Source organism: Rhizobium sp. NXC24 (assembly GCF_002944315.1).
Taxonomy (GTDB): Bacteria; Pseudomonadota; Alphaproteobacteria; order Rhizobiales; family Rhizobiaceae; genus Rhizobium.
This window is the reverse complement of sequence record NZ_CP024311.1, coordinates 3,519,158-3,541,270: the sequence shown is the minus strand read 5'-3', so window position 1 is coordinate 3,541,270 and position 22,113 is coordinate 3,519,158. Positions and strand designations below refer to the sequence as shown.

21 protein-coding genes and 2 pseudogenes are annotated in these 22,113 nt (G+C 61.1%); 10 read left to right on the top strand and 13 right to left on the bottom strand.

Going from position 1 to position 22,113, the window contains the following annotated elements:
- Positions 1 to 32 precede the first annotated feature (32 nt).
- From NXC24_RS17415 to NXC24_RS17390, 6 genes and pseudogenes are all read right to left on the bottom strand, one after another.
- Entirely contained in the window at positions 33 to 953 is a 921-nt protein-coding gene (locus tag NXC24_RS17415) for a 3-hydroxyacyl-CoA dehydrogenase (protein ID WP_104824436.1), read from the bottom strand.
- Positions 954 to 1,106: 153 nt separating this feature from the next.
- Entirely contained in the window at positions 1,107 to 1,961 is an 855-nt protein-coding gene (locus tag NXC24_RS17410) for an AraC family transcriptional regulator (RefSeq protein WP_245463900.1), read from the bottom strand.
- A 288-nt stretch (positions 1,962 to 2,249) separates the two neighbouring features.
- Positions 2,250 to 2,396: pseudogene (locus NXC24_RS17405) on the bottom strand (SDR family oxidoreductase); the annotation flags it as partial.
- A 109-nt stretch (positions 2,397 to 2,505) separates the two neighbouring features.
- Positions 2,506 to 3,798 (bottom strand): adenylate/guanylate cyclase domain-containing protein, encoded by a 1,293-nt coding sequence (locus tag NXC24_RS17400; protein WP_104824434.1) that lies wholly within the window; start codon positions 3,796 to 3,798, stop codon positions 2,506 to 2,508.
- 99 nt (positions 3,799 to 3,897) lie between these two features.
- Positions 3,898 to 5,514, bottom strand: coding sequence for an MDR family MFS transporter (locus tag NXC24_RS17395; RefSeq protein WP_104824433.1), 1,617 nt, complete (start codon positions 5,512 to 5,514; stop codon positions 3,898 to 3,900).
- A 108-nt stretch (positions 5,515 to 5,622) separates the two neighbouring features.
- Positions 5,623 to 6,758, bottom strand: a pseudogene (locus NXC24_RS17390) (HlyD family secretion protein).
- Between the two features lie 136 nt (positions 6,759 to 6,894).
- Between NXC24_RS17390 and NXC24_RS17385 the strand changes: the two are divergent.
- Both NXC24_RS17385 and NXC24_RS17380 read left to right on the top strand, forming a co-directional pair.
- Positions 6,895 to 7,797 (top strand): LysR family transcriptional regulator, encoded by a 903-nt coding sequence (locus NXC24_RS17385; protein WP_104824432.1) that lies wholly within the window; start codon positions 6,895 to 6,897, stop codon positions 7,795 to 7,797.
- 115 nt (positions 7,798 to 7,912) lie between these two features.
- Positions 7,913 to 8,896, top strand: coding sequence for a substrate-binding domain-containing protein (locus tag NXC24_RS17380; RefSeq protein ID WP_104825225.1), 984 nt, complete (start codon positions 7,913 to 7,915; stop codon positions 8,894 to 8,896).
- 67 nt (positions 8,897 to 8,963) lie between these two features.
- On the opposite strand, the gene NXC24_RS17375 is transcribed toward NXC24_RS17380, so the two are convergent.
- The 5 genes from NXC24_RS17375 to NXC24_RS17355 form a co-directional block, all read right to left on the bottom strand.
- Positions 8,964 to 10,229 carry an ABC transporter substrate-binding protein gene (locus tag NXC24_RS17375; RefSeq protein ID WP_104824431.1) on the bottom strand — a complete coding sequence of 422 codons (1,266 nt, stop codon included), beginning with the start codon at positions 10,227 to 10,229 and terminating at the stop codon, positions 8,964 to 8,966.
- Between the two features lie 138 nt (positions 10,230 to 10,367).
- Complete coding sequence (locus tag NXC24_RS17370; RefSeq protein ID WP_104824430.1) at positions 10,368 to 11,204, bottom strand: carbohydrate ABC transporter permease; 837 nt, start codon at positions 11,202 to 11,204, stop codon at positions 10,368 to 10,370.
- Positions 11,201 to 12,094: a sugar ABC transporter permease gene (locus NXC24_RS17365; RefSeq protein ID WP_245463994.1), complete on the bottom strand. Its 894-nt coding sequence runs from the start codon at positions 12,092 to 12,094 to the stop codon at positions 11,201 to 11,203. Before NXC24_RS17365 ends, NXC24_RS17370 begins: the two co-directional genes overlap by 4 nt.
- Positions 12,095 to 12,116: 22 nt before the next feature.
- Entirely contained in the window at positions 12,117 to 13,280 is a 1,164-nt protein-coding gene (locus tag NXC24_RS17360; RefSeq protein WP_104824428.1) for an ABC transporter ATP-binding protein, read from the bottom strand.
- Positions 13,277 to 14,113, bottom strand: a complete 837-nt coding sequence (locus tag NXC24_RS17355) for a metallophosphoesterase (RefSeq protein WP_104824427.1) — start codon at positions 14,111 to 14,113, stop codon at positions 13,277 to 13,279. The genes NXC24_RS17360 and NXC24_RS17355 overlap by 4 nt, the downstream gene beginning before the upstream one ends.
- Positions 14,114 to 14,350: 237 nt before the next feature.
- Between NXC24_RS17355 and NXC24_RS17350 the strand changes: the two genes are divergently transcribed.
- Entirely contained in the window at positions 14,351 to 14,560 is a 210-nt protein-coding gene (locus NXC24_RS17350; protein ID WP_104824426.1) for a SlyX family protein, read from the top strand.
- A gap of 36 nt (positions 14,561 to 14,596) precedes the next feature.
- On the opposite strand, the gene NXC24_RS17345 is transcribed toward NXC24_RS17350, so the two are convergent.
- A complete protein-coding gene (locus NXC24_RS17345) occupies positions 14,597 to 15,517 on the bottom strand; it encodes a LysR family transcriptional regulator (protein WP_104825224.1) in 921 nt (306 codons plus the stop codon).
- 90 nt (positions 15,518 to 15,607) lie between these two features.
- Here NXC24_RS17345 and NXC24_RS17340 point away from each other — a divergent pair, with 90 nt between their 5' ends.
- Together NXC24_RS17340 and msrA are read left to right on the top strand one after the other, a co-directional pair.
- Positions 15,608 to 16,102 (top strand): GNAT family N-acetyltransferase, encoded by a 495-nt coding sequence (locus NXC24_RS17340; protein WP_104825223.1) that lies wholly within the window; start codon positions 15,608 to 15,610, stop codon positions 16,100 to 16,102.
- Positions 16,103 to 16,258: 156 nt separating this feature from the next.
- On the top strand, positions 16,259 to 17,011 hold the full coding sequence (gene msrA, locus NXC24_RS17335; protein WP_104824425.1) for a peptide-methionine (S)-S-oxide reductase MsrA: 753 nt from the start codon (positions 16,259 to 16,261) through the stop codon (positions 17,009 to 17,011).
- Positions 17,012 to 17,018: 7 nt separating this feature from the next.
- On the opposite strand, the gene NXC24_RS17330 is transcribed toward msrA, so the two are convergent.
- Positions 17,019 to 17,435: an NUDIX domain-containing protein gene (locus NXC24_RS17330; protein ID WP_245463899.1), complete on the bottom strand. Its 417-nt coding sequence runs from the start codon at positions 17,433 to 17,435 to the stop codon at positions 17,019 to 17,021.
- 122 nt (positions 17,436 to 17,557) lie between these two features.
- On the opposite strand from NXC24_RS17330, the gene NXC24_RS17325 reads away from it, so the two are divergent.
- The 5 genes from NXC24_RS17325 (at position 17,558) to NXC24_RS17305 (ending at position 22,112) form a co-directional block, all read left to right on the top strand.
- A complete protein-coding gene (locus tag NXC24_RS17325; RefSeq protein WP_104824424.1) occupies positions 17,558 to 18,091 on the top strand; it encodes a sigma-70 family RNA polymerase sigma factor in 534 nt (177 codons plus the stop codon).
- Positions 18,078 to 18,848, top strand: a complete 771-nt coding sequence (locus NXC24_RS17320) for an anti-sigma factor (protein ID WP_104824423.1) — start codon at positions 18,078 to 18,080, stop codon at positions 18,846 to 18,848. The genes NXC24_RS17325 and NXC24_RS17320 overlap by 14 nt, the downstream gene beginning before the upstream one ends.
- 22 nt (positions 18,849 to 18,870) lie before the next feature.
- On the top strand, positions 18,871 to 19,587 hold the full coding sequence (locus tag NXC24_RS17315) for a Bax inhibitor-1/YccA family protein (protein ID WP_104824422.1): 717 nt from the start codon (positions 18,871 to 18,873) through the stop codon (positions 19,585 to 19,587).
- 477 nt (positions 19,588 to 20,064) lie between these two features.
- The gene (locus NXC24_RS17310) at positions 20,065 to 21,108 is read left to right on the top strand and encodes a LacI family DNA-binding transcriptional regulator (RefSeq protein ID WP_104824421.1); all 1,044 of its coding nucleotides are present in this window, start codon (positions 20,065 to 20,067) and stop codon (positions 21,106 to 21,108) included.
- On the top strand, positions 21,105 to 22,112 hold the full coding sequence (locus NXC24_RS17305) for a Gfo/Idh/MocA family oxidoreductase (RefSeq protein ID WP_104824420.1): 1,008 nt from the start codon (positions 21,105 to 21,107) through the stop codon (positions 22,110 to 22,112). Before NXC24_RS17310 ends, NXC24_RS17305 begins: the two co-directional genes overlap by 4 nt.
- The last annotated feature ends 1 nt before the right edge of the window (position 22,113 follow it).

Here is a 22,113-nt window from a genome sequence, read left to right as displayed (position 1 = left end):
GGGCAATCCTCGGACCCAAAACCAGTTGAAACTCAAACCACCGCGTAAACAATCCCGGTGAACGAGCCGGCGTGGTGCAGCAACTCGCGCTCACCCGAACCATCCAGGCTTGCCGAATAGAGATTGCCGCCGATGTCGGTGAAGAACATGCGGTTGTTCGGTAGGTCGAGCGACAGGCCGATGCCTTCGTCCAGGCCTTCGAGGACGACTTCAGATGTGGCGGCGACCTTGTCCATGTTGGCGCGGTTGACGGTATTGCCGCGCGGAAGATTGCCTCGGTCGGTCCAGTAGATAGTGCGCGTAGCGAGATCGAGTTCGAGGTCGATCGGTTCCGGCAGCTTGTCGAGCAAGGTCTCGATATCGCTGCGGCTCGTTGCCGTCTCGCCCTCAGGAATATTGATGCCGGCGCGGAAGATGCGTCCGAGACCGGCATCCGGCGGTCCCTTCTGCGTCCAGTATACCTGCCCGCGCGGCAGGTCGAGGGCGAGGCCGACGCACCAGCGCTCAATATCAGCACTGTCGGCGGGGCCGTCGCCGTTCTGGACAAGGGTTTCGATGTCGGAGCCGTCGATATTGGCGCGCATCACCCGCATGCCCTCGCGGTCGCACCAATAGAGCTTGCCACCCTCGCGATCGATCTGGATCTGCTTCGGCGTTACCAGCGTGCCGCCCGGCGCAATCAGCGTCACGTGATTGCTGCCGTCGAGGTCGATGCGCTCGATCGAGCCGTCATGGGCATTGTAGTCGGTGCCCATTTCCGTCCAGTAGAGCCAGCCGTTTTCGCTGTCGACAAGAACGCCGTCCGGGCTGCGGCCCGGGCGTTGGATGATCAGCTTGAGATCGGTTCCGTCAATGGCGGAGGAGAGAATTCGTCCGTCATTGATATCGAGGAAAAAGAGCCGTTCGGCCTTTCCGGAGGAAGCGGCAGGCGTCCGTGCTTCTGCTTCAGACATGAGAGCATCCTTTCAAAGGGTCGGATCTGCTGATGGTTGCGAGACGATGATGACATTGCTTGATGACAGCATTTTCGTCTGTTTGGGTGCCTGTCGACGATCTGCTGCGGTGCAGCAAAGATCAAGGGCCTAGATGTCGCAGATTGCTGATGATCAGCAGGGGTCGGCTTCTCTCAACGCGATCGGGGCCATATCGAAAGCGGCTGATATCTGCGATTCCCGCCATCGCCCCGGCGTGAGGCCAACGGAATGCGAAAAGACGCGTGTGAGGTGGCTTTGATCCGAAAAACCGCACATCAGCGCGATTTCGGCCAGCGGCATTCCCGTTCGCATCAGTTCCTTGGCGCGATCGACACGGCGCTGCATCACCCAGCGATGCGGCGGGATGCCGGTGCTGCGGGCGAAAGCGCGGGCGAAATGACTGGTGGAGAGGCCGCAGTCGCTGGCAAGCTGGGCCAGAGACACATCCTGATCCAGCCGGGCATTGATCGTGTCGCGGGCGCGGCGCAACTGCCAGGGCGTCAGGCCGCCGATCACGGCGGGTCGCGCCATCTGCATGCGACCGTAGCGCTGGGCGATATGGGCATTGAAGGCCTTGCCGACGTGATCGATGAACAATGCGCTCGTCCGGTCCGGCTGTTCGAGGGCCGGGATCAGGCAGGAAAACAGGTTTTCGATAACGGTGTCGCCGGTGGCAATGCCCGGCGCGAGCGGAAGTTCGACGATGCGCTCGGTGCCGAGCGTGTCGGCGATCTGGTCGAAGGTTCGGCGCGATAGATAGATATTGGTGGTTTCCTCGCGTCGCATCTTACCGGGCGGATCGAGGATCAGGCTGGCGAGCCCGATCGTACCCTGCGGGAAGGGAATGACCGGAACGAAGTATTCGCCGAGCTTCACCCGGTCCAGCGCCGGCTCCTGACGCTGCAAGCCAAGCACGAAACCGGCTTCATCGGCACGGCCGCCAGCCGTCTCGGGACAGTCCAGAGTAATTCCGTTTTTGCATAGCACGGCTTCCAGCGCACACGCTGGCGCGCTCAGCCTGAAATAGTCTTCGGACCCCGCACCATGATGCATCGTTGCTACGCCCCAAGCCTCACAACAGCCGGCCCCTCCGAGACCGATGCCAGTGACGATTACCAATTTTTGGAGCACTATCCTAGATAGTATGGAGCGAAAGCAGCAAATTGAGTCCAGATGTGATGTAAATATACAATTGCTAATATAGCGCCGATGCCAGCGCCTCACGTAAGGGGATGCTGGCACGCTTGGCTTCGTAGTGCGAGGTTTTTCAGTCGCTTAGGCGATCTTGTAGCGGTCTGCCGGTTTGGTACGCGACAGATTGGGCATCATGGCCTGGCGAGCGTTTTCGTAGGCATTCCATTGTGCGATCTCGGGAAGGGCAGGCACGGTCGCAAATTCGCCCTGGTCAAAACCGGCAAGCGCAATCTGCGCACGCCTCTGTCCGTGGAACAGCTTGCCGAAGCCGCGCTTTCCGCTCGGAGACGGGGCAGCCGCCGCAGGCGATCCGGCGGAATGCGCAGCATGTAGCGCTCTAGGATAGGTCAGTATTGGTGATGATGGCGGCAAATGCGGAGCCAATCTCGCCCTTGGCGGGCGAGATTAAATCCGGCGCAAACAGCTCGATCTCTTCTTCGAATCCCTTGAGTGCTCGGCTGCCGATCGAGATGCTCTGTTGATCGCTGAGCTTCTTCGCAAAATCCTGCGACATTAGTAGCGGCTGGCCGCTATCGCTGCATACGCCCTGTATCCTGCTGACGAGATTGACGTCGGGGCCGATGACGGTGAAATCCAGGCGGCGGCCGGAGCCGATATTGCCGTAGCTGACTTCGCCGTAGTGCAGCGCGATGCCGGCTTGCAGGCGGGCATCGGGGAAAGACAGCGTTTCGAGGCGGGCGAGGATGGCTTTGGCGGCGGCGAGCGCGGCATCGCTGGAGCGGGTTGCGTCATAGCCGGGGAAAACGGCGAGAACGGCATCGCCCATGAATTTCAGGACTTCGCCGCCTTCGCGAGCGATTGCCGGCACGACGGCGTCGAAATAGACGTTCAGCAGCTCCATCACGCGTTCGCCGGGCAGGCGGTTGGAAAGCTCGGTAAAGCCGCGCAGATCGCAGAGCATGAGTGCGGCCTCCATGGTCTCGATCTCGCCCTTGCGGATGTGGCCGGCGAGGATGCGCTGCGCCGTCATCGGACCGATATAGATATCGAGCAGGCTGAGCTCAACCTGCCGCAGCGTCCGGAGCTCGCAGGCATTGCGCAGCGACGGCATGATGCGTTCGATCACTTGCCGTTCTGGGGATGTGAAACCGCCCGGACGTTTGGTGGCGAAAGAGGCGGCGCTGACCGGGCCGTCGGCATTGCAGAGCGGAACGATCATCAGTTCGACCAGACCACGGCCGGCGAATGTGTCGAGCTGTTCCCATTGATCGTGATCGTCGCCCCGGCCGGCGATGACGATATCGCGGGTGTTCATGGCCTTCCACAAAGCACTGTGCAGGAATATCTGGGTGATGGCTCCGTGCTCGCGGTCACGGATCTGTACGGGTTCGTTCGGCGACCAGGCGACAGAGCGGCCCATGATTTCCGGATGCAGGGTCATGAGGTGCAAGCTCAGCCGGTCGACCGGAAGGCCGAGGCTTCTCAGGCGGCGGCCAAGGCCGAAGGTCAGGCCGGCCTCATCCAGCGCATGGGCCTCGTCGCTTGAGAGCCATTCGATGAGAGCGAGGATCGCGGCCGGGCTGATGGCGCCCCGCTCGGAGACGGGATATTCGATATCGAGAAGATCAGACAATGAAGGTACTGACTGGCGGGTTTTGACGGTGGTCATGATCGTGTCTCCTGAGGCGAGGGAGGGAGCGGCGCTCCGTCTTTTTGTTTTTTCGCAATTCCGGACGGAAAACCGCTGCGCACTTTTCCTGGAATTGCTCTAGTGAGCGCCACCGCCTTCGATATGGCCGGGTTTCTTGAGTAAAAGGCTGGCGATGAGCGCGGCGACGAGCGCGATGCCGAGCAGGTAGAAGGTGTCGCTGTAGGCCATGATATTGGCCTGTTGCCGCAGGCGCAGGGCGACGGCGACGATGGCCTTGTGCTGGGCGGTGGCAACGTCCGAGACGCCATGGTTCATGAAATAGGCGGTCAGTCGTGCGATGCGGGCGCGGGTGGCTTCGTCGAAAACCGTGACCGAGTCCGTCAGGATGTTCGAATGGAACTGTTCACGCTTCTGGGCGAAGGTCTGCAGCATGGCGATGCCGACCGCGCCGCCGAGATTGCGCATCATGTTGAAGAGCGAGGAGGCGGAACCGGCATTTTCCTTTTCGATGCCCGAGGTGGCGATGGCCGACAGCGGCGTGAAGACGAGGGCCTGGCCGATGGCGCGGACGATGTTCGGCCAGAAAAGCTGGTCGCTGGCATAGTCCGCGGTCATGTAGATGTTCATGAAGTTCGAGGTGGCGAAGAGGGCGAAGCCGACGACGATCATGATGCGCAGGTCGATGCGCTTCATCAGGCGCGGGACCAGCGGGATCAGGAGGAGCTGCGGAATACCGGTCCAGGCGAGCACCATGCCGATCTGCTCGGAATTGTAGCCCTGAATGCGGGTCAGATAGATCGGCAGGATGAAGACGGAGCCGTAGAGCGCGATGCCGAGCAGGAAGTTGGCGACGATGCCGAAGCCGAAATTGCGGCGTACCAGCAGGCGCAGGTTGAGGAGCGGATGGGCGGCGCGCAGTTCGATGATCAGGAAAAGGGTCAGCGAGACGGCGGCGATGACCGACAGGCGAACGATGAAGGGCGAGCCGAACCAATCATCCTTGTTGCCTTCTTCCAACACGGTCTGCAGCGAGGCGAGGCCGATCGCCATGGTGACGATGCCGGGCCAGTCGCCCTTGGCGAGCAGGCCGAGGTTCATCGGTGCACGGTCGAGCGAGGCCCAGAGCATGCCGACCATGATCGCGCCGGGGACGAGGTTGACGTAAAAGATATACTCCCAGCCCCAGTTTTCGGTGAGATAGCCGCCGATGGTCGGGCCGATGGCCGGCGCGAAGGTGGCCGACAGCGCGAAGAGGGCAAGCCCGATCGGTTGTTTGGCCTTGGGCAGAAGGGTGATGATGATGGTGAAGGCCATCGGGATCAGCACGCCGCCGGAGAAGCCCTGAATGGCGCGCAGGATGATCATCTGCTGCAAATTGGCGGCGAAGGCACAGGCAACCGAGAAGACGAGGAAAAGGACGGCGTTGACCAGCAGATAGGTGCGCACCGAGAAGACGCGGGCGAGCCAACCGGTCAGGGGAATGACGACGATCTCGGCAATCAGGTAGGACGTCGAAATCCAGCCTCCGTCGTCCGTGCCGGCGCCGATCGCTCCCTGGATGTCGGCGAGCGAAGCGTTGACGATCTGGATGTTCAGCACCGCCATGAAGGCGCCGAGCGTGGAGCCGATGACGGCGGTCCACATCTTCAGCGGGCTCATGGTGGCAGCACCGCCTGCTGTGGGGACGGGCTTTGCGGAGGAATTGCTGTTTGTGGCGATCTGAAGCGTAGCCATGACGTTTCTCCTCTGGCTCTTTGAGAGAGACAGTCTCACGGGGAGGTCCGAGTGATAATCGAGGAAGGAAGGGAAGGATCATCCAGTCTGGCTGGATAATCCCTCGCCTCAGTGTCGGCCCTGTACGGCCGCCTTGGTGTCGATGTCGGGTTCGACCGACATGCCGGAGCGCAGCAGGCCGGCAAGGCTTGCATCGTCGAGCGTGATCTTCACGGGAATGCGCTGGACGATCTTGGTGAAGTTGCCGGTCGCGTTGTCCGGAGGCAGCAGCGAGAATTCGAGGCCGCTTGCCGGCGATACGCTGTCTACATGGCCTTTAATGGCGGCATCCGGGAAGCTGTCGACCTTGATTTCGACCGGCTGGCCGGGGCGGACGTAGGTCAGTTGCGTTTCCTTGAAATTGGCGACCACATAGACCGCGTTGAGCGGCACGACCGCCATCAACTGCGTGCCCGCGGTGACGAACTGACCGACACGCAGCGTGCGGGCGCCGACGGTGCCGTCCACGGGAGCGACGATCTCGGTATAGGAAAGATTGAGCTCGGCCTGATGGGCGGCTGCGGCGCTTCGATCGCGCTGGGCGACGGCCTGATCATGCTGGGTCTGAAGCACCGCAATCTTCTTCTGCTCGGCGACGAGGGCGGCCTGGTCGCGCTGAAGGTTGGCTGCGGCCTGGTCTCGGGCAGACTGGCTCTGCTCGGCGCGCTGGGTCGTACCCGCGCCGTTGCGGATCAGGTTTTGCGAGCGCTGGGCATCGGCTTCGGCGAAGGTCAATGAAGCCTGGGAGGCAACGATGGTAGCCTTGGCCTGGTCGATGTGATGGCGGCCCCGGCGGCCTTGACGTCGGCCTGAGCCTGGGTCAGCGCTGCGCGATAGTCGCGGTTGTCGACGCGCGCCAGCACCTGGCCGGCCTTGACGTGATCGTTGTCGTTGACCAGCACCTCGGCGATATACCCGGAAATCTTCGGAGCGATGGTGGTGTAGTCGGCCTTCACATAGGCGTCGTCGGTCGATTCGATGAAGCGGCGCGTCGTCCAGTAATGATAGCCATAGTCGCCGGTGAAGGCGGCGCCGGCCAGCAATGCGGCGGCGATGATCGTGCGCTTGACTATCTTGCCGCCCGATTTGGACTTCGGAGTTTCAGCTGCGGGAGTTCCAGTGGCCGGCGCCTCGGCGACGGCGGGGGTTTTGACATCTGCTTCCAGGACGGTCTGGAACTGCTCCTTGCGAGGCAACTCAACCATTGTTTCTCTCCATGATCTCGACCTCTGTGCGAAGGCCGGTGTTTCGATGGCTGGAGAATGCGCCCTGACGCGTCGCGTGATAATGTGCTTAAATCGGGAAGGATCATCAACTCAGAGCGGATAATCGAGGGTCGATATGGACAGGCTGACGAGCCTCCAGGTGTTTGGTCGCGTGGTGGAATGCGGTGGGTTTTCGGCAGCCGCGCGGCGCCTTAACATGTCGGTCACCATGGTCGGCAACCATATACAATCATTGGAGGATCGGCTCGGCGTCCGGCTGCTGAACCGCACGACGCGCAAAGTCAGTCTCACCGAAACCGGCAAGCTCTATTACGAGCGGTCGAGCCAGATTCTCGCCGATCTGGAGGAGGCCGACAGTGCCGCGGGTGCCGCAACCTCGACGCCGCGCGGCACGCTGAAACTCTATACCAGCACGCATATTACCCGCTTCCTGTCCCCCGTCATCAGCGAGTATCTGAGCCTATACCCTTCCGTGACGGTCGACCTGAGCATCGGCGAGCGGATGATCGACCTGATCGAGGAGGGCTATGACCTTGCCATCCGCACGACGATGCCGCCCGATTCCAGCCTGGTGGCACGGCGATTGACGCCCTGGCGGCATGTGCTGGTCTGCTCACCGGATTATCCCCGGACGCATCCCGCCGTGACGGAACCCGCCGATCTCGCGAGCCACAATTGCCTGCGCTACTCCTATTACCCCTATGGCGACGACTGGCGTTTTTTCACCGAGACCGAGAAACAGGTTGATGTGAAGGTCGGCGGCAATATCGTGACCACCAGTGCCGAGACCCTGCGCTATATGGCGCTGAACGGACAGGGGGTATTCCTGGCACCCAGCTTTCTCATCATGGACGATCTGGCCTCCGGCGCGCTGGTGCGGATGCTGCCGGACTACAAGCCGGCGGAATTCTCAATCAACGCCATCTATCCAAACCGCACTTACCTGCCGACAAAAACGCGGATCTTCATCGATCTCGTCGCGGAGCGCTTTGTCGAACATCGGAAATGGATGAGCTGAGGGAGATAAAAATCCTTCAAATAACTGTCACGGACCTCGGATAATAGCCGGCTACTCCCGTAGGCCGATGCTATTCTCGATGCTGCCGGAGGTGAAGCCGGAGGTGCGTGAGATCATGTCGACGCTCCAGCAAGTCGCTTTTCGCGCCGGTTGTTCGGTTGCGACCGCCAGCCGGGTGATGAATCGCAACGGCCCGGTCAGCGACGAAATGGTCCGGCGCGTGCGGCGCGCGGCGGCGGAGCTTGGCTATCGCCCCGGCAGCCGCAGCGGCAATGGCCGGCCGGCGATCGGCGTGCTCATCCCCAGCATCACCAATCCCGTCTTTGCGGCATCGCTTTCGAGCATCCAGAACAGGGCTTTGCATGCCGGGCATAGCGTGCTGATCGCGCAATCGAATTATGATCCGGCACAAGAAGCCGATGCCGTCGCATCGCTTCTCCAGCAGCAGCCGACCGGTCTCATCCTCACGCTCTGCGATCCCGAACGCAGCCTCGTCCTGTCATCCGCCCTGCCGCCGACCGTGCTGCTCGGCAATCCGCCGACCGCCCGCTTTACCGCCGCCGTTGCGACCGATAATTTCGGTGCGGGCCGGGACCTGACCGAGCACCTCCTGCACAAGGGGCACCGCCGCATCCTGTTCATATCAGGCCATTTTTCGGCATCGGATCGGGCGAGGCTGCGCTATCTCGGCTATGTCAGGGCGATGGAGGCGGCGCGGCAGCAGCCCCTGGATGCCCTGGAGATTTCCTTCGTGAACAGCCTGGAACAGCTCGATCTTTCGGATGCGGTTTCGCGGTTTGGCCCGACGGCAATCATCGCGTCGAACGATCTTCTGGCGCTCGGTGTCATGGGTGCACTTCGACGCCAAGGCCTTTCCATCCCGCGCGATGTGTCGGTCGCTGGCTTCGACGGAATTTCCCTCGGCTTTCTAGGAGAGGTTTCCCTGACGACGGTCGAAATTCCGGACGGAACGATGGGAGCCGCAGCAGCCTCTTTGCTGCTCGACATGGCGGAGAATGCCGCGCCGCCGCGCCACCTGACCGTGGCTTATCGGTTACGACCCGGTGGAACGGTCCGCGATCTCAACGCCATTCCGTAGCATGCCGCAAATAAAAACGCCGCCTCTCCGAAGAGAAGCGGCGCGGCTTTTGCGATCAGATCGAAATTCAGCTACGCGGCAGCATGCCTTCGACATCGGAAGCAGCGTCATCAAGCGCTTCCTTCGACGTGGCCGAGTCGTCGACGATGCGCGACAGGTTGTCGACGATCGTCTGCGTGACCTTGACGCCGTTGGCGCCCGGGAAGGCATACCAGGGGATCATGACCGACATCTGGCTGAGGCCTGCCTGGAACAGCGGGTTCTTCTTGTAGAAGTCGCCAAGGTAATCTGGCGACTTGGCGGCGAGTTCGTTGTTCGGAACATAGCCGGTGCCGGGAACGACGACCGAGGCGCCATAGGGGCCGGCCGCGAACTTGGCGAACTTCCAGGCAGCTTCTTCCTTGACGGGGTCATGGGTCAGGATGACGACGGCGTTGCCGCCGGTCGGCAGGCGGCCGTTGACCGGGTCGATCAGTGGGATCTTGGCGGTGCGCAGGTCGAACTTGGCGCCGACATTCTTGATGGTGTTGACGAGAGCACCGGTCGTCTGGAATTCGAAGCCGACCTTGCCGGCAGCGAAGGCTTGTTCGCCGGCAGGCTTGGTGAAGACCGGCATGCCGCCTTCCTTGACGAAGCGCGCGATCAGATCGACGGCCTTCTGTCCTTCCGGACCATTGAAGGCAACCTTGGTTTCGTCGTCGCTCAGCATCTTGCCGCCGGCGCCGAAGAGGAGGGCGGAGAACATCCAGTCGTCGCCCTGCCAGCGGAAGTCCATGCCGTCGACGCCGTTGCCGAGCGCCTTGATCTTGCCGGCAAGCGCGATGACTTCATCCCAGGTCTTCGGCGGGTTGTCCGGATTGCCACCGGCAGCCTTCACCAGGTCGGCGTTGTAGTACATGATCGGGTTCGACGTTGCGAAGGCGAGGCCGACCTGCTTGCCCTTGACCTGGGCGAGCTTCAGGATCGTGTCCGAGAAGCCCTGTTCGGCCATGTTGCCCTCTTTCTTGACGAGGGGGCCGAGATCGACGGCGACCTTGCGCTCGTCCATCATGCGCAGGCGGTTGAGGCCGATGAAGGTGACATCGGGCATCTCGCTCGTGCCGGCCTGGCGCAGGATGGTCTGAATCCCTTCTTCATAGGTGGCCGAAGGAGCAGCGAACTGGATCTTGATGTCGGGGTTTTCCTCCATGAACTTCTTCGAGATCGTGTCCATCACGTTCTTGAAGAAGCCGGGCATGGGGTAATGAACCGTCAAGGTCGTCTCGGCATAGGCCGGGACCGTCACGACCATCGAAATGGCCGCGGCGGCGAGAATCTGGGTGATATGCTTCATCGCTCGTTCTCCTGTTCGAGCATGATGCCGAAAAGTGTAAGCGGTTTTCGGACGACATCATGCTCTACTTCTTTGATTCTAGAGCGGATTCAGATTTTAGATCGATGCGATCTAAAATCATCCGCTCTAGGGAACCAGTCAGCCTTTGAGACCGGTCATGGTGATGCCCTCGACGAAGCGTTTCTGCGCGAGCAGGAATGCGCCGACGAGGGGAAGGGTGATAATCAGCGTGGCGGCCATCAGCGCGCCGTAATCGTCGCCTGCCTCGGCGGCGCGGAAATACATGAGGCCCAGCGGCGGCGTGGCGTAGTCCTGCTTGCTGACGACGATCAGCGGCCAGTAGAGGTCGTTCCAGTGTGCGACGACCGAGAAGATCGCGAAGGCGGTGACGGCCGGCCAGGCATTCGGCACGATGACGCGGGCGACGATGCCGAGTTCCGACATGCCGTCGAGGCGAGCGGCATGGATCAGGTCGTCGGGCATGGCCCGGAAGAACTGCAGGAACATGAAGATCGCGAAGACCGAGATCGAGAAGGGCGCGACGAGAGCGGTATAGCTGTTCAGCAGCGACAGGCTGTTGAAGCCGACATAGAGCGGCAGCGCCGTTGCATGGATCGGGATCAGCAGGCCAAGCATGACCAATACCATCATCGAGCGTGCGGCCGGAAATTTCAGCTTCGCCATGGCGTAAGCGCAGGGAATGGCGATCAGCACCTGAAAGAAGAAGATCAGGCCGCAGACGAGGACGCCGTTGAGCAGCAGCGTGCCCATCGGCACCTTGGCCAGCGCATGCGTGATGTTCTCGACGTAGAAGAAATGCGTTGGAATGAGCTTCAGAGCGGAGGTGAAGATATCGTCCTGTGCCTTGCCGGCGGTCGAGATCATGAAGATGTAGGGCGCGAGGAAGACGAGCGAGCCGAAGATCAGCACGGCGAGGCGCAGGATGCGGCCGGGAGTGAAGCCTGTCGAGGTCATGTGTAATGCACCTGCCGGTCTTGGACGCGATATTGCAGGAAGATCAGCACCACGAGGATGGCGAGAAAGACGGTCGTCATCGCGGAGGCGTAACCGACCCGGAGATAGACGAAGCCTTCCTGGTAGATGGTGAAGAGCAGCACTTCCGAGGCATGGTTCGGGCCGCCATCGGTCAGCGTCTTGACGGTATCGAAGACCTTGACGGCGTTGATGATGCTGATCGTAGTGACGAACAGTGTCGTCGGTCCGAGCATCGGCCAGGTGACGAGCCAGAAGCGATCCCACGCCGATTTCGCGCCGTCGACTTCGGCGGCGGCGTAGAGCTCGCGCGGAATGGCGGTGAGGCCGGCGAGGAACAGCACCATGTTGAAACCGACCGACTGCCAGACGCCGATGATCGACAGGCTGTAGAGCGCCGTTGCCGACGAGCCGAGCCAATTCGGGCCGCGCAGGCCGATTTCGGCAAGAAGCGCATTGATCGGGCCGATGGTCGGATGGAAGAGATATTGCCAGACGGTTGCCATCGCGACGATCAGCGAGGCGACGGGCAGGAAATAGGCCGTTCGGAAGAAGCTGCGGCCGATGCCTTCGCTCTCGATCAACAGTGCCACGCCGAGGCCGAGAACGATCGAGAAGGGCGCGACGATCGCCGTATAGACCGCCGTGTTCCATAGGGATTTCTGGAATGTGCGATCCCTGAGAAGATGTGCGAAATTCTCGAAGGCGACGAAGCGGAAGCTTTTGTCGCCAAGCTGGAAATCGGTGAAGCCGAGGAAGACGACGGCGACGATCGGCAGGAGAATGAAGAGCACGATCAGGATGATGGCGGGCAGCGCCAGCAGCAGGGCCGTGCGGGCTTCGCTGCGCTCGCGTGCCGCCACCGACTGCATCGGCAGGGACGTGGCGGCGATGCTAGCCATGGGCCTTCTCCCGGCTAGCGTCGACAGTCAAGGGTCTCGCGCGCAGACGGCGGCCATCTTCGGCGAAGACCGTTGCCTGTTCCGCCGACAGGCTCAGTGCAACCGGCACGCCGGCGGAAAGACCGGCAACTTCGGCCGGGGCAAGCTTGACGACCATGGTTTCGCCGATGGCGTCGAGCTTGGCATAGAGGATCACCTCGGAGCCGAGGAATTCCATGCGCTCAATGTGAGCGGCGAGCGCATCCTGACGGCCCTGGCTGAGGCGCACGAATTCCGGCCGAATGCCGAGCGTGACATTGTTGCCGGCAACGCTGCCGTCTTCCAGCGCCAGCCGGATGCCGCCGAAGGCGACGGTGCCGTTTTCGACCCGCGCCGGCAGGAGATTGATACGCGGCTGGCCGACGAAGCGGGCAACTTCGACATGGGCCGGATCGTCGTAGATCGTCTGCGGCGCTGCCAATTGCAGCAATTGACCGCCGATCATCACGGCGACGCGATCGGCCATGGAGAGCGCCTCGGCCTGGTCGTGGGTGACATAGACGGTCGGCACGCCGGCGCGGCGATGCAGGTCGACGATTTCACCGCGGGCATGGACGCGCAGGTTGGCGTCGAGATTGGAAAGTGGCTCATCCATCAGGAAGACCGCGGGGCGGCGCACCATGGCGCGGGCGAGCGCCACGCGCTGGCGCTGGCCGCCGGACATCTGGCCGGGCTTGCGGTCGAGCAGATGGTCGATCTTCAGGGACGTCGCCATCTCGCGGACATCGCGGATGATGCCGGAGCGGATATTCTTTTGACCGGGGATCAGCGTGCCGATGAAGGGCAGGCGCTGGACGCGCGACAGGCGGCGCATGGCGAGCGGCACGGCGATGTTTTCCGAGGCGGTCAGGTGCGGATAGAGCGCGTAGGACTGAAAGACCATGGCGATGTTGCGATCCGCCGCCGCAACGCCGGAAACGTCGCTGCCGCCAAGGATGATTTCGCCGCTGTCGGCGTGATCGAGCCCCGCAAGAATGCGCAGCAGCGTGCTCTTGCCGCAGCCGGACGGGCCGACGAGGGCGATGAACTCGCCCGGCTCGACCTTAAGGCTGACGCCCTTCAGGATGGCGTTGCCGCCGAAAGATTTGGTGATGCCGGCAAGCGAGAGGGCGCTCATTCGGTCGGCTCCTTCTGTGCCTTGGGTGCCGCCTGCGGATAGACTTCCATGACGACGTCATCGAGGAAGTAGGCGGTCATGCCGGGCACGGCGACGAGCTCGGTGGATACCGTCTCGCCAAGCTGATGGATCGCAGCGCCGATCAGCCGTTCGCCGGGCATTTCGCGTTCCATCTTGTCGAGGATGAAGGCGCCGGGCGGTGCCCAGACGAGATTCGTGTCGTTGAAGCGGCCTTCCCAGCTCCAATGCAGATGGCCGCTGCCGAAGAGGGCGACATCATGGGCCGCGATTAGATCATAAAGCCGGCGGCGCTGCGCCGGGCGCACGCTCCAATAGCCGGTATCACCCTCATCTGGCGCATCGACGAACAGCGGCTTGTGCGCGAAGAGGGCAACGCGGCGGTCGCCACGGCTTTCGAGCATGTCCTGCAGCCAGTCGAACTGCTTCTGCTCTTCGGCATCCTCGAAGCCCATAAGCAGGCTGTTGAGGCCGATCAGCCGCCAATTATAGACGTCTTCCGCCCAATAATCCGGGCCGACGAGCCGACGCCAGCGCGCGAGCCGCTCCGGATTGACAGGCTGATAGGAGCCCGGCAGGTGACCGACATCGTGGTTGCCGGGCACGATAAGCATCGGCACGGAGACTTGCCGCATCATGTCCATGGAAAAGATAAGATCTTCATCCTTGTCGGCGCCGTCGACGCTGAGGTCGCCGGTATGGATGATGAGATCGGCGCCGCACGCCTCGATCCATTTCGCCAGCGGCTCCCAATTGCCGTTGAAATGCGGCTTGTTGGGGCTCAAATGCGTGTCGGTGATCTGAATGATCTTCAAGGCGCTTCTCCGAAAATCTTAGAAAGAGAGCGCTTGCCAAGGGAGTTCCTTCAGAACCGGCGCTTCCTGCCGTCCTGTTTAGAAGGCCCTGATGTCAGTTAGGTAACGGGTCTTTTCACCTGTTTTTCAGTTTTGTCACATCATCGTCAAAAGGCGCCTATGCCTGTCCTATGCCGCATTGAGACTCTATACGCTCGCGATCCGAGTGCTATAGATCGCTGCCGAAGGGGAACAGAAATGTCAGACGAACAAAGCCGCATCACCGCGCTCGAAGAACAGGTGGCCCATCAGGCCAAGACAATCGAGGAACTGTCCGATCAGGTGGCGGAGCAGTGGAAAGTGATCGAGCAGACGCGGCAGAAGCTCGACCGGCTGACTGAGCGCTTCCTGACGCTGGAAGAACAGACGCTGGATGCGCCGGCCATCACCAAGCCGCCGCATTATTGAGCGGTTCCATCGGCAGGCCAATGTCATCCGTCATTTTCAGGCGCTGGAGAAGGCTTGTCGTAACTGATCCTGCATCCAGCGATGCGCCGGTGCACTGGCATGCCGGGAATGATAGAAGACCCGAAGCGTGTACATCGGAAGTTTGAATGGCGCAGGATACAGCGAAAGAGGAACTGCCTTTGCCAGTCCCTCCGCCGCTCGCCTTGGTATCGTGATTAGAAAATCCGACGTGGCTACGACGAATGGAGCAGCCATCACACTCGGAAGCTCGACCGCCACGTCCCGACGATAACCTGCTTTGGATAGCGACCCGCTGACGACGCTTCCCGCGTCGCTCCACGGAAGCACGGCGACATGCCGCTCGCGCAGATACTGGTCCAAGGTGAGAGTGTCGCTGATCCGAGGGTGGTTCTGCCGCGCAGCAACGATATACTCGTCGGAGAAGCAGTTGAACCCCTCGACGCCTTCATAGGTGGCGGCAGAGCCCTCCGTAAAACCGAGGGCGAAGTGCACTTTCCCAGCTGCCAAATCATCGAGCGATTGTTCGTGCCCGGAATGGATGACCTTGATCCGGAGGTGAGGAGCTTCCTTCTCCAAGCGAGAGATCAAGGATGGCAGCACTGCGAACGCGGTGAAATCTGTCGCGGCGAAGGTGAAGGCGAGGCGACTGGTCGCCGGCTGGAAGGGCTGCGCAGCGGCCAGTTGGTCTCCAAGGATTCGAAGCGCCTCTTCAACACCAGCCGAGATCTCCATCGCCTGCGCAGTTGGTTGCATGGCATTGCCGTAGCGAACGAACAGCTCGTCGGAGAGAGCATCGCGAAGCCGCGCGATGGCATGGCTGCAGGCCGATGGGCTCATCCCCAGTTCATTCGAGGCGGCGAGGATGCTTCGGTGCCGGTATATGGCATCGAAGACAACAAGTAGGTTGAGATCAAGGCGGCGTAGGATCGAATGCATACTGTGCATTTTAAGCTGAAATCAATGCAGCACAATCATTTCCGGAATGCGCTATATCGGCTTGGAAATACGAACCTTGAAGAGATATCCATGATCATGCAGCTCACCTTCCGCCAACCCGTACCGGGCGATGCAGCTTATTGTTTCAACATCGAGACCTCCGCCTATGAGGGCGATGAGGCAGCGACGTTGGAAAAGATCGCAACGCGCATAGCGGAGTATCCGGAGGGCTTTCTGATCCTTGAGGCGGAGGGCCGGATTGTCGGTTTCATCAACAGCGGATGCGCATTTGACGTCGTGATGTCGGACGAGGAATTCAAGGAACTGATTGGTCACGATCCGGCTGCGGCAAACGTCGTCATTATGTCGGTCGTCGTCGATCCCGCCGAGCAAGGCAAAGGCTATTCCAAGCTCCTGATGACCGAGTTCATCCGCCGGATGACCGAGATGGGCAAGAAGACAATCCATCTTATGTGCAGGGACCACCACGTCGCGCTCTACGAGAAGATGGGATATCGCTACATAAAGCCATCCGCATCCGACCACGGCGGGAAGCCGTGGCACGAGATGATGATGGATCTCTGAGATCGTTCCCGGCTTCCAATTCGTTTGTCTGCCATTCCGGCCGTGACGCGCCATCACGTTTCGGTGTTTCACGCGCCCGTGTGTAACAAAATGCCCTATCCTCCCGTATCCCCTAGCGACGAGAGATTTTATAATCGCTGCCGAGAGGAGATCATCATGAACGGTGCATCGAAAGATATGATCCGCAGGCTTCTGCCGCGTGTTGCCCGTCCGGCCGCCTTTGCCGCCGGTGCGATCTTGCTTGCGGGCGTTGCGTTGCAATTCGTTACCAGCGCCTCGGCCGACGACGCTCGCGTCATTCCGGCGCCGGCCCTGGACGAAAAGCCGGGCTCCGCCGGCACGGAGACCACGGTTCTTGCGGGCGGTTGCTTCTGGGGCGTGCAGGGCGTGTTCCAGCATGTCAACGGCGTCATCAGCGCCACGTCGGGTTATGCCGGCGGCAACAAGGACGCGGCTCACTATGAGATGGTGGGCACCGGCGATACCGGACATGCCGAATCCGTGCGCATCGTTTTCGATCCGCACAAGATCAGTTACGGGCATCTGCTGCAAATCTACTTCTCTGTCGCCCATGATCCGACGGAGCTCAACTATCAGGGGCCGGACAGCGGCACGCAATATCGTTCGGCTATTTTCCCGACCAATGCCGAACAGGCCAACGTCGCCAAGGCCTATATCGACCAGCTCAATCACGCCAAGGTTTTCGAAGGGGCCATTGTCACCAAGATCGAGCCGGCACGGCAATTCTATGCCGCCGAGGATTATCATCAGGACTTCCTGACGACCCATCCCAACTATCCCTATATCGTCATCAACGACCTGCCGAAGATCAAGAATCTGCAGCGCATTTTCCCGAAAGACTATCGCGCCGATCCGGTTTTGGTCGAAGCGAACGCGTCGGGGAATTAACCCGGTTCTAGTCCATGCCGGCGGAAAGCAGATGCCGGTGAGCGGGCAGGATGTGGTGTTCCGTGAGGGGTGCCAAAGGGATATCGCCCGGATTGGCTGGAGATATCCACCGTATTTCCTCGATCTCGGCGGCGGGCTGAATGCGATCATCGCCGATATCGAGGCGATACACCTCGGCGATCACGCGATGATCCGGCTCGTTGGCGGCCTCAGCTTCGAAGCTGCCGAAAGGACTTAGCTGTGTCGCAGTCAATCGCAGGCCGATTTCCTCATTCAGTTCGCGGATAAGTGCGGCCGCGGCGGTTTCGCCGGCTTCGATTTTGCCGCCCGGCTGCATGAAGGCTGATGTTCCCCGCTTGCGGACCAGTAAGGTGTCGCCGTTGCCTCGCAGGATCAAGGCGGCTGCAATGCGGATGCTCTTCATCAAATCGTCCTCTGTCATTTTCGCGCACTGATATATTCAACAATGCCGGCTGCCGCAGCCGCTTGGAAAAAATATTTGTCCGACCGTGGAATAAGATCGTCTCGGCTTCCGTATATTGGGGTATGGAACGCAAAGGACGCACATTCGATGTTTTGGGGCAGCTCGGTTCGCTGAGACGCTATGCCCGTTCGCTGGTCCGCAATGCGGATGAGGCGGAAGACCTAGTGCATGATGCGCTGGTCAAGGCCTATGAGCGAAAGTCGTCCTTCCGGCGCGGCGCGAACCTGCGCACCTGGCTGCTCTCGATCCTGCACAATGCCCATATCGACCGCTTGCGCCAGACGCGCTCGCTCACTCGCCGCCATGAAGAGGCGGCTGTTGAATTCGACCAGGCACTTCCGGCCTCGCAGGATCATGCCGTGCGCCTGAAACAGGTGCGCAACGCCTTCTTCAACCTGCCGGAAGAGCAGCGCGAAGCGCTGCATCTCGTGGCGATCGAAGATCTTTCCTATCAGGAGGCGGCATCTGCGCTCGGCATTCCCGTCGGCACGCTGATGTCGCGCATCGCCCGCGCCCGCGCCAGCCTGAGGAATTTCGAGAATACACCCGCGGTTTCGCATCTTCGACTTATCGGAGGCGGCAATGAAGACAATTGATCCCGTCATCGACGCTGATCTCGATGCTTATGTCGACGGTGAGCTGACCGTCGCGCGCCGTGTCGAGGTGGAATCCTATCTTTCGGAACATCCCGCGATCGCCGCCAAGGTCATGGCCGATATGAGCATCCGCGGCGAACTGCGCATGGCGCTCGCCGGCGAAGGACTGGCGGCGAAGGCGGAAACGCGCGAAGCCGCACGGCGGCTGGAGCGCGGGCTGGCTTATGGCCGGGTTCTGAGCTCGTTCCAGCGAGTTGCCGCCGTCGTGATGCTGATGGCGGCCGGCTGGGTCGCGCATACATCCTTCGGCGCTTTCAGCGCGAGCGAAGTCAACGCTTCCGTTCCGGCGCCCGCTTTCGTCGATGGTGCGGTGCAAGCCTACCGGGCGACGGCCCTGCGCGAAGCGATGACGTCGCAGCCGCCGCATGCGGCCTATAATCCGGACGAAATCCGCGCATCGACAGCAATCGTCCTGCCGGAGCTGCCGCAGGGTTGGCGCGTCACCGATGCGCAAATCTATCCCTCCGATTTCGGTCCGAGCGTTGAAATGACAATCAATGCCGGCGAAGGCGGTCAATTGTCGCTGTTTGCCGTCCGTCCCGGCAATTTCGCCGTCCAGAAGGTGAGCCATGTGAAGCGTGACGACGTCCAGGCTGCCTATTGGCAGATCGGCGAGGTCGCTTACGCGCTGATCGGCGGCGGCAAGGCGGCGGAACTCGATGGCGAGGCCGAAAAGCTGGCCCGCAGTCTGTACTAGTTTGAATCAAAGGAGAACGACCATGAACCCGACCAATCCGCGATACGGCTATGGAGCCGCCGCCGGCTCGCAGGCGCTCTTCGACGAAGGTCTGCGCAAGCATATGCTGCGCGTCTACAACTACATGGGTATCGGCCTTGTGGTGACCGGCATCGTCGCGCTGATCGTCGGCACGACGCCGGCGCTCTATGTGCCGATCTTCCAGACGCCGCTGAAGTGGGTCGTCATGCTGGCGCCGCTCGCCTTCGTGCTGTTCTTCTCGTTCCGCATCCAATCGATGTCGGCTAGCACGGCGCAGACGATGTTCTGGGCCTTCTGCGCCGTCATGGGCCTGTCGCTCGCTTCGATCTTCCTGGTGTTCACCGGCACCAGCATTGCGCGGACCTTCTTCATCGCCGCGACCATGTTCGGCGCGACCAGCCTCTATGGCTATACGACCAAGCGTGATCTTTCCAACATCGGCTCGTTCCTGATGATGGGCCTCTTCGGTGTGATCATCGCCAGCGTCGTGAACATCTTCCTGGGTTCGAGCGCCCTGCAGTTCGCGATCTCGGTCATCGGTATCGTCGTCTTCGTCGGCCTGACCGCTTGGGATACGCAGAACATCAAGGAACAATATGCCGAGAACTACGATCAGGAATCGTCGCAGAAGCTCGCCGTCTTCGGTGCGCTGTCGCTCTACCTGAACTTCGTCAACATCTTCCAGCTCCTGCTGAACTTCACCGGCGAGCGGGAGTGATTTCGAACTTTTTTGCTCATGCATGATCTTGTCCGAAAACCGTTTCACACTTTTCGGGATCATGCTTCAGGATTGCGTCTCCCTGGGGGTTTCAAGGGACGCATGACGCGCCTGCGGTATCTGCGCCGATACCGCGGGCGCACTTTTTTGGGGATCGGGAAGCGGCGCGCTCGTCCAGCTCGCATATTTTCGTTTCCATTGGACGCCCGGTAACCTGTTCGGTTGCCGGGCGTTTTCTCTGTTCGCTGCCCGGTCGAAGTGCAATAATTTGGATCGTTCCAAGTTTCTGTGAGGATGTTCTTGGAGACGAGGCCTCGGCGCGTGATTTATTTTTCTCCCGAAAACGTCCGCGAATTGTGCGTTTTCGCACAGCCTTCTAAGCATTCTCGTCAAACCTTTCCATTTACCCATTGACAAAATTTGGAACGTTCCAAATAATTATCCCATAACAAAGAGCAAGGGATTTGGTGGAGCTTCATGAGCAAGGCACGTGTCACGGTCATCGATATTGCGCACGCCGCCGGCGTGTCGAAATCGACCGTGTCGCTCGTTCTGCAGGGCAGCCCGCTGGTCAACGAGGCGACGCGGGCCAAGGTGAATGCGGTGATCCGCGAGCTCGGATACGTCTACAATCGCGGTGCCGCCAATCTGCGGCAATCGAAGTCGAAGATCGTCGGCATTGTCGTCAACGACCTCACCAACAGCTTCTTTGCGGAGCTCGCCGTTGGCGTCGATATGGTCGTGCAGTCGGCCGGCTATGTGCAGTTCCTGTCCAATACCGGCGAGAGCATAGACCGGCAGCGGGAGGTCGTCGCTTCGATGCGCGAGCACGGCATTTCCGGCCTGATCGTTTCGCCTGCGCGCGGTACGGAAGCGGCCGACTTCAAATCGTTCACCAATGCCGGCATTCCGGTTGTGATCGTCGTGCGCAATATTCCCGGCGCAAAGGTCTCGTCGCTGGTGTCGGACAATTTTGCCGGCGCATCGGCGGCGGTCGAGCATCTGGCCGGTCTCGGCCACCGCCGCATCGCCTTCATGGGCGGCTTTGCCAACACCGCCGTCTTTGCCGAACGGCTCGACGGCTATCGTGATGCGCTCGCCAAGGCGGAGATCGCATTTGACGACGATCTCGTCGTTGCGACCGCGCCGTCGCGCGCCGGCGGGGTCGAAGCGGTCGGCCGCGCCATGCTGCTGGCCCATAAGCCGACGGCGGCGGTGTGTTTCAACGATGCGGTCGCCTTCGGCGTCTGTGATGGCCTGAGGGCGCGGCGGCTGGAGCCGGGCGTCGATTTTGCGGTGGTCGGCTTCGATGACGTGATCGAGGCCGAAAGTGCAGTGCCGGCGCTGACGACAGTTTCCGTCGATCCGCAAGGCATGGGCCGGCGCGCCGCACAGTTGCTCTTGAAGCAGATCAATTCCGGCAAGGTGGAGGCGGAGGCGATCGTCAGCGCCGTTCGGCTGGTGGTGCGTCAAAGCTGCGGAACCGGGCTGGACCCAGCGGCAAGGAGGGCCGTGTCATGACCAATGTAAAATGGGGCTTGATCGGTGCAAGCACAATCGCCCGCGAATGGATGATCGGCGCAATACGCGCAACCGGCGGCGACGTCGTCTCGGTGATGAGCAGGGACGCGGAGCGTGGCCGCGCCTATGCGGCTGAGAATGGTATTGCCAAATCGGTGACGGATGTCGCCGATCTCGTCACTGATCCCGATGTCGATGCCGTCTACATCTCGACGACCAACGAATTGCATCGCGACCAGACCCTGGCGGCAGTCAACGCCGGCAAGCATGTGCTCTGTGAAAAGCCGCTGGCGCTGACGCTGGAAGACGCGCGCCTCATGGTGCAGACCGCGAAGGGCGCCGGCGTGATCATGGGCACCAACCATCATCTGCGCAATGCCGCCAGCCTCCGCGCGATGCGGGATGCTATCGCCGCCGGCAAGATCGGCAAGCCGCTGAGCGCCCGCGTTTTTCACGCCGTCTATCTGCCGCCGCATCTACAGGGTTGGCGGGTGGACAAGCCGCAGGCGGGCGGCGGCGTCATTCTCGATATCACCGTACACGATGCCGATACGCTGCGCTTCGTGCTGAACGACGATCCGGTGGAAGCGATCGCCCTTGGCCAGAGCGGTGGCATGGGCAAGGCAGGGCTTGAGGATGCCGTCATGGGGGCTCTGCGGTTCAGGTCCGGCGTCATTGCGCAGTTCCACGACGGTTTTACCACAAAATATGCCGAGACCGGCTTCGAGGTGCACGGCACCGACGGCTCGCTGATCGGCCGCAATGTCATGACGCAGCAGCCTGTCGGTCATGTCTACCTGCGCGACCGCGATGGCCAAAACGAGCTGCCGCTCCATCACCACAATCTCTATGAGACGGCGCTTGCCGCCTTTCATGCCGCGATCGAGGGCAGGGGAAAGCCGTCGGCGACCGGCGAGGACGGTGTGTGGTCGCTGGCAACGGGTCTCGCCGTCGTCAAATCGGCTGCCACCCGCGAAGCCGCCAAGATTGATCCAGGACTTTGAG

Coding starts and splice junctions, on each gene's coding strand:
- NXC24_RS17415 (WP_104824436.1), bottom strand. CDS start 953: ATGTCTGAAGCAGAAGCACGGACGCCTGCCGCTTCCTCCGGAAAGGCC.
- NXC24_RS17400 (WP_104824434.1), bottom strand. CDS start 3,798: ATGACCACCGTCAAAACCCGCCAGTCAGTACCTTCATTGTCTGATCTT.
- NXC24_RS17395 (WP_104824433.1), bottom strand. CDS start 5,514: ATGGCTACGCTTCAGATCGCCACAAACAGCAATTCCTCCGCAAAGCCC.
- NXC24_RS17385 (WP_104824432.1), top strand. CDS start 6,895: ATGGACAGGCTGACGAGCCTCCAGGTGTTTGGTCGCGTGGTGGAATGC.
- NXC24_RS17380 (WP_104825225.1), top strand. CDS start 7,913: ATGTCGACGCTCCAGCAAGTCGCTTTTCGCGCCGGTTGTTCGGTTGCG.
- NXC24_RS17375 (WP_104824431.1), bottom strand. CDS start 10,229: ATGAAGCATATCACCCAGATTCTCGCCGCCGCGGCCATTTCGATGGTC.
- NXC24_RS17370 (WP_104824430.1), bottom strand. CDS start 11,204: ATGACCTCGACAGGCTTCACTCCCGGCCGCATCCTGCGCCTCGCCGTG.
- NXC24_RS17365 (WP_245463994.1), bottom strand. CDS start 12,094: ATGCAGTCGGTGGCGGCACGCGAGCGCAGCGAAGCCCGCACGGCCCTG.
- NXC24_RS17360 (WP_104824428.1), bottom strand. CDS start 13,280: ATGAGCGCCCTCTCGCTTGCCGGCATCACCAAATCTTTCGGCGGCAAC.
- NXC24_RS17350 (WP_104824426.1), top strand. CDS start 14,351: ATGTCAGACGAACAAAGCCGCATCACCGCGCTCGAAGAACAGGTGGCC.
- NXC24_RS17345 (WP_104825224.1), bottom strand. CDS start 15,517: ATGCATTCGATCCTACGCCGCCTTGATCTCAACCTACTTGTTGTCTTC.
- NXC24_RS17340 (WP_104825223.1), top strand. CDS start 15,608: ATGATCATGCAGCTCACCTTCCGCCAACCCGTACCGGGCGATGCAGCT.
- msrA (WP_104824425.1), top strand. CDS start 16,259: ATGAACGGTGCATCGAAAGATATGATCCGCAGGCTTCTGCCGCGTGTT.
- NXC24_RS17330 (WP_245463899.1), bottom strand. CDS start 17,435: ATGAAGAGCATCCGCATTGCAGCCGCCTTGATCCTGCGAGGCAACGGC.
- NXC24_RS17325 (WP_104824424.1), top strand. CDS start 17,558: ATGGAACGCAAAGGACGCACATTCGATGTTTTGGGGCAGCTCGGTTCG.
- NXC24_RS17320 (WP_104824423.1), top strand. CDS start 18,078: ATGAAGACAATTGATCCCGTCATCGACGCTGATCTCGATGCTTATGTC.
- NXC24_RS17315 (WP_104824422.1), top strand. CDS start 18,871: ATGAACCCGACCAATCCGCGATACGGCTATGGAGCCGCCGCCGGCTCG.
- NXC24_RS17310 (WP_104824421.1), top strand. CDS start 20,065: ATGAGCAAGGCACGTGTCACGGTCATCGATATTGCGCACGCCGCCGGC.
- NXC24_RS17305 (WP_104824420.1), top strand. CDS start 21,105: ATGACCAATGTAAAATGGGGCTTGATCGGTGCAAGCACAATCGCCCGC.